Below are 6,975 nucleotides of genomic sequence, written 5' to 3' on the forward strand. Positions count from 1 at the left end.
TTCCTTCGTAACTGACTCCATACCATTTTCCTGCAAGTTGAATGGTATTTGAACTTTCTCCAACTTCTTTGATGCTATACTCATGGTTTGCGCCACCGAGTATCGCTGAGACTGGCAATTGCTCAAATGTAACTGTCCAATTGTTGGCTTGGGTCAACTCTTTTACAGTACCGGTTGCGGCTCCGTCTTTGTATAATTCTACTGTGACGCTGTCCACAGGTGCTGCTGTCTTGTTGCCGTCTGTTCCCTTCCAGTCTTTTGTTACTTTGACAGCTCTGGTTGGTGGGATCATCGGGGTCCATGGAGTCTTTTCTTGGTTGGTGAGTGTGAAGCCATCTTGCATGCTTCCTTCGTAACTGACTCCATACCATTTTCCTGCAAGTTGAATCGTGTTTGAACTTTCTCCAACTTCCTTGATGCTATACTCATGGTTTGCGCCGCCGAGTGTCGCAGAGACTGGCAATTGCTCAAAGGTGACTGTCCAGTTGTTGGCTTGGGTCAGCTCTTTTACAGTACCGGTTGCGGCTCCGTCTTTGTATAATTCTACTTTGACGCTGTCCACAGGTGCTGCTGTCTTGTTGCCGTCTGATCCTTTCCAGTCTTTTGTTACTTTGACAGCTCTGGTTGGTGGGATCATCGGGGTCCATATTAAAGACCAAATTGCATATAACTCTACATCTTTATCAACTGTTCCTGTCTTAAATGTATCTCCCTTTGAATACATAGTGCCTTTACCGTCAGCTTGTGTATTCCATCCCTTGAAGATATATCCAGATCTTTTCATCGTACCTGCATCTAAAACGGTTACCTTGTCAGTATCGGCATCATTTCCATTTTCTGTAATGGATGGATAGTATTCGTTATTATCCTTTGGTGCTTCTCCATTTACATCAGCGTGATTTTTATGATAATTTACCTTTCCATAAACAACAATATCGTACTCCGCTTTTACGGTATCTTCAGGTATTGCCTGATCGCTACTTGCCAATGTGTTTGTTGTTGTAACTTCAGCTTTAATTTTTCCCGTAGACTTTCCTCTTATTTTGCCACTACCATCAACATCTGCCACATCATTTTGCAACTCAGTATATTTTAATTCAGGAGATACAGTAGGATGGTCACTTGTTGCAACAGCTTTTGCCGCTCCTTCTTCTGACTCTTCTCCAACATGTATCTTAACAGGCTCTGTTTTTATCTTAGGTACTCTTATAAGTCCGCAACCTATAATTTCAAGAGGTTTTTCTTTTACTAATTCAGGTAATTCAGCTGTTTTATAGCTTGCTCTATCAAAGTCAGAATTTTTTGTTTCTTCCATCTCAGAGTGATTGGCTTTCAATGTTAGTTTAGTTTCACCATCTGGCATTGTAACCTTTATCCATTGACCAGCCTCAAGCATAAAGCTCTTTAATTCATATCTTCCATTTTCATCTGTAGTTGAACTATGAATCAAAGTATTAGCAGGAATTAACTTGTTATTAATAGTCACATCATGATCAGGAGAATATAGTTCAAGTTTAACACCTTTTGCTTTTGTTTCTCCCTCATCAAGTTTTCCATTTTCGTTTTTATCCCACCATACATCTGAGGACATAACTGCATAATTTCCATAAATATATTTTGCAGGATTTATGTATCCACTCGTTTTAACTCCTGTATAATCAGTTATTTCAAAACTTCCACCTATATATGCTTCAAGTTCGTCAACAGTAGTTTTTTCATGAGCTTTAAGTGGCAATTTAATATTTACCTGACTACCTTTAGGAAGCTCTCCTAAATCAAGTTTAACATGAGTTACTTGTTCCCAATCTGTTACATCCGCTGCAGAAATAAATGTATTTCCACCATCTATACTATAACTAAACTCTTGTTTTCCTGGACGACTATCTCCCATAACTGCAACTTCACCGGTCAAATACATATTAACTTGAGTTTTTGGTGTTTGAACAGTTTCGTTTTTCTGAGTATATGATACTGATTTATCCTTTTTAGGAATCTCAATAATCGCCTTATAGTCCTTAAATCCATCTGCATCAGGGGCTTGAACGAAGAAATCTCCACGTAAATTACCTGCTTCATCCGGATAGAAAGTTTGTGTTGGGAATTTACTTCCAGCTGTTCCATATACGATATTATCATATTTTCCAGGGAATAAATTTGAACCTACGGCAGTATTCTTAGCTACAACTACTTGTACCTTGCTTAAATCTATTCCAAATAATTTCTTTTCTTTGGTAGCATCAAGAGCATTTGCTGCATTTTCTGATAATTGGAATAAATCTCCTTCAATCTTTGCATGGCTATAATATTCATTTTTACTTCCATCCAGCTTCGTTTCAAGTGGGCTCATATCATAATAAACCATTCCATAAGGATAATGTTCATTTTCTCCCGGAGATGTAACACTTGTGTATCTAAAACTCTTCAGTGCAATGACAACTGGATCTTCCATAAATTTAAGTACACTATCATTGTAGTAATAATAGTAAGAAAAAGCTTTATTCTTAGTAATTTCTCTAAATTGTCTATTTAAAGCTTGTATGCCCGCTTCTGTAATAGACATTTTAATCCATACTCTACCATCAGCATCTGTAACTTGTTTAATAATAACATTGCCAGATGCGTTATCAAATCCTAAAAATTTACACTTATCTACATCTGCAGCAAATTGTTTATCTGTTATTTCTACATAAGCGGATTCAGGAATTCCATAAGGCAGCTTACCCGCTTCAGGCATGTCTGAGTTCATGGCATAAGCGTAAGCTTTTGTATTAAATTTAACCTTTTGAGTACTTGTTCCTGATTGAGAAATAGAATTATTTGTATCATTACCTGAAGGCTCAATCACATTATCGGCAGTCTTATTTGTAACGATATAAGTTCTAGTAAGAATACCATAACGTTGCGGTAGTTTTATACTATTCCATGTTCTACCACCAAAGTCTTGCCCTTTTCCTGCATCATGAATATGATTTGAATCTCTACAACTTTCATTATAGTATTTACCTTCTAAATTTTGAACAAAGTAATTTGGACCATACCATGCACCTTTTTCCTTTTCTATAGTTAATGGATTTCCTTTAAAATCAGTATTTCTAAGTTCATATTCAATATTGGAAAATAATACAGCTTCTCCTGTTTCTTTATCAACAAATGGTTCAATATTATATTCTCCATCATAAGTTAAAACAATACTTGATAAATGTTCTAAATCTCTGTTAATACCAAGATCTATTTTTGTTCCATCTTCGATATCACCAATATTATATACCTTTTCTGCACCTTCTACTCCCGACATATTATCAGCAGTTTTATAAATGATTTTCCAACCACTTAAGGATTTGTTTGCTGTAAATTTACCTGTCATAAGTCCGGTTTTATCAGCCTTAGTATCAAGTCCTTTGACATTCAAAGTTCCTACTGTCATATCAATTCTAGGATTTTTCGTTACTGGAGAAAATTCTTTCTTAGTTCCATAATCAAAGAACAACTTCCAAGTATCATAAAAAGTCCCATTTTCTGCTTGATTAGGATATAATACATTTTCTTTTAATCTAGCACCAGTACTCTCAGCTTTCAAAGGCGTACATTTCTTTTGAGTTACAGTTGTCCAGAAGAAATCATCCCTTGCTTTTCCACTCACATTATTAACAGGACTTTTTACAGCCTTATTAGCCTCATAATCAAAATTATCATTTGCATCCGCACTTGGATCAGTTGATTTTGCAGAATATTTTACCTGCAAATGTCCTGTAGCTGTAGGTGTAACATAAATATCAAACTTACTTTGAGCAAATGACTGTCTTCTAACATTTTCCTTATAGTTACCAGCAAAATGTGTACTTGCATTAAAAGTATCATTGTTTAAGTGCTCCCAATGAACTTCAACTTTAGTTACTCTTCCACCAGAAGTGTCAAATTTAACTTCAGGAAAATTATGGACTTTATTTGCTAAATGAACAGGTGAATTTACATCTGCTGTATGCTTATTACCATCTGCTGTAGTATAGACTACTTTTGTTACTTTATAAGAATCTGTATTCCATGTTTGAGCAGTTCCTTTCCATGCAGTAGGTTGAATTTCTTCAGGAAATTCATATTTTTCAACTGTCGCACCAGTCTTATTCTTTGGAAGATACTCATTCCATTCTCCGTTAGCATCTTTTAAAATATAATATTCATTACTTATACGTGTATAACCAACATCTGAATACTTTGCATCTGCAGAAACTGCATTTGCAGTATAATATCCTCCAGCATTTTTATAAAGTTGATATCCAGGTCCAGCAAAACTATGAATTTCATATCCATCGACAGTATTAGCTTTCATAGTTTTAATCTTTACGCCTTGTCCATCAGCGCTGATAACAACTTCCTTTTTGCCGTCTGTACCATTTGGAGTTTCAAAGACAAATTCAGGTGTTGTAGCTTCGTATAAAGTATCTGAACCAATATTGTCGATTCCATCAGGAACTTGCCAAATAGGTGAAAATCCCTTTGTAAATGCATCGTTCCATTTGTGGTCACTTCCATTATTATATAAGGGTTTTCTTGGTGTTATGAGATAGTAATTTCCCTTTCCATCACCATCATTTTTCATTTCACTGACTGTCGCATAATAAGCAAGATCTAAATCATATAAGCCATTTCTGATTTGTAATTTTTGTAAAATGAAATTTCCTTCAACACTTCCATTTTTCGGAACATAAACCTTGATATGTTTTAAACTCATTAGAGGAGTATCCGCGTCATGAATTGTTCCTTGCTTATAATAATAGTAATCTTTATTTCCTGTAAATGGACCACTTGCAGGATCTGTATCATAAAATCTTATGAATCCAGAATTTGCAATCTTAGCCATGCTACTCGCATTTAGATGTCGATCTCCTGTTACCGTTGTTTTAGGATCATCATAATTAGTTGGTGACATTCTCCATTTGTATTCTGATGGATTTCCAGTACTATTAATCGGCGTATTATTTTCTCCCTCACAGGCAGCAACATTAAGTTTTGTTTCAAGTTTTCCTTCATTAATCCACTTTTTACATTCATCATCTGTCAAACTACGTCTGTTAAAGGCGATATTAAATACTAAACTTGATCCTCCACCTAAAGAGCCAAGAAAATTATCATTAATATCATATATAATTCTTGTAACTTTATCATAATTAGTTTGTGCTACTGAATCTAATGGTATTACATTTCCCTTTGCATCAAGCAATGTAATTTTTTCAAACTGAACTCCTTCAAGTCCCGGATTAGAAAGTTTGAATCCATAAGTTGGTAAATCTACAACAATTCTTTGATCGCCAAACTCATTGCTACCATCATCCTTCACACGGAAAAAAGGCGTGTAATTTATGGTAAACAATGTATCTGTCATAGTTGCCAAATTATATGGATTTACTGATGTTCCATCTCCATTTGAAGTATCCTTAATCTTGTGATTGTCATCATAAACCACAAGCTTCCCATTTTCCATTGAAGCTCCGGAATTTATTGTTTCTTCTTTAACTTCTGACTTATCGGCTTTTACTTCGGCTTTATTGTCCTTTTTATCTTCTGGTTCTTCAGAATTTATCTCTTCTTCAGTTTTATTGTCCTTTTTATCTTCTTGCGCTTCAGAATTTATCTCTTCTTCAGCTTTATTGTCCTTTTTATCTTCTTGCGCTTCAGAATTTATCTCTTCTTCAGTTTCCGTATCAGTTTTTTTAACATCTGTAATTGTATCTTTATCCGATAATCCTTCTGCAAGAGCAACAGCATTCGGAACAATTACCCCTAATAGCATTATAAAGACCAAGAAAAAAGCTGTTAATTTTTGTAACGCCTTCCTATTATCCATCAATTCATCTCCACTCCAATTTATATTACATGATATTCCAATCTTAAAAATAAAAATTTATTTTCAAGATAATAATTAAATTCCTATAAATATAGTATATCTATATAATACAGACTACTTTATCTATATTAGTTTAAACATTGAATATTATATCAAAAAAAGTGTAAAAAATCTATCTTTTCTGGTTCATTTTGGCTCTATAATATCTGTAGCGACTATATCTCCTCATATATTATGAAGCTTTTTAAACGCAGACAAAAAGCCTCATAAAAACTATAATGAAAGCACCACACAATCCATTAAGGTGTTACTTATGGTACCCCCACAGAATTGCTCGGAATAAAAGATAAACATAGTATCTTATTCAAAAATTTTTATATCTTGAATTGTCAAATTAAGTGCACAATTTTGCCATAAAATACTTCATAAGGCGTTTTCCAGTTGAGACACTTTCGTGGTCTATTATTTAGTTTATCCTCCCACAGCTGAATGGTGTGCTCGTCAATGAATGTTAAGTCGCTCCCTTTGGGAAAATATTCTCGTAGTAATCCATTGGTATTCTCATTAGTTCCTCGTTGCCAAGGCGCATGAGGATCTGGGAAATAGACTTCTACCTTTAATTTGTCCGTCAAGTCTTGATGATTCGTGAATTCTTTTCCTCTATCGGGAGTGACGGTTTCTTTCGGCAAGGGCTCCAACATTTGTACCATAGCCTCTATGACAAGTTTGCTTTTCTTGACACTATCTTTCAGACTGTTTTTAAAACCTTTCTTAAGGACAAAGATAAAATTATCAACGCTATGGAATTACCCTATTCTAACGTAAAACCGTAGGCTACTAACAACCTTATCAAGGTCATCAAGCGCAATGCTTTTGGTTTTAGGAACTTTTACAACTTCAAAAAACGCATTCTCATCGCTTTGAATATCAAAAAGGAGAGAACTGATTTAGTCCTCTCCAGGGTATGACTTTTCGTTAACCCACTACAGTTGACAAAGAGCCTAATAAAACATACTAAGATTAGTAGTGAGAAAATCTCCGACGGGAGAAAGTACTCACTACTTTTTTCGTTATGTTAAAGTAGAGGTGTCTTGTTAAGTCGATGAGTCCTTTGGCGCTAGACGTCGTAACTA

The 6,975-nt window shown here is 35.0% G+C and carries 2 protein-coding genes and 1 pseudogene; 1 reads left to right on the plus strand and 2 read right to left on the minus strand.

Translation table 11 applies throughout. The annotated features are described in order from the left end of the window. Both FZ952_RS11660 and FZ952_RS11280 read right to left on the minus strand, forming a co-directional pair. Positions 1–5,842: Cna B-type domain-containing protein (locus FZ952_RS11660; RefSeq protein ID WP_222861964.1), on the minus strand; the 5,842-nt coding region annotated here is incomplete at its 3' end. Between the two features lie 389 nt (positions 5,843–6,231). Beyond that, a complete protein-coding gene (locus FZ952_RS11280) occupies positions 6,232–6,552 on the minus strand; it encodes an IS30 family transposase (protein ID WP_234549847.1) in 321 nt (106 codons plus the stop codon). Positions 6,553–6,585: 33 nt separating this feature from the next. Here FZ952_RS11280 and FZ952_RS11285 point away from each other — a divergent pair. Continuing rightward, positions 6,586–6,810: pseudogene (locus FZ952_RS11285) on the plus strand (transposase); the annotation flags it as partial. Positions 6,811–6,975: the final 165 nt, after the last annotated feature.

Origin of the sequence: Streptococcus sp. Marseille-P7376, assembly GCF_902460385.1 — a bacterium.
Taxonomy (GTDB): Bacteria; Bacillota; Bacilli; order Lactobacillales; family Streptococcaceae; genus Streptococcus; species Streptococcus sinensis.

Excerpts from the sequence above, each read along its gene's own strand:
- FZ952_RS11280 (WP_234549847.1), bottom strand. The coding sequence starts at position 6,552 with ATGGTACAAATGTTGGAGCCCTTGCCGAAAGAAACCGTCACTCCCGAT.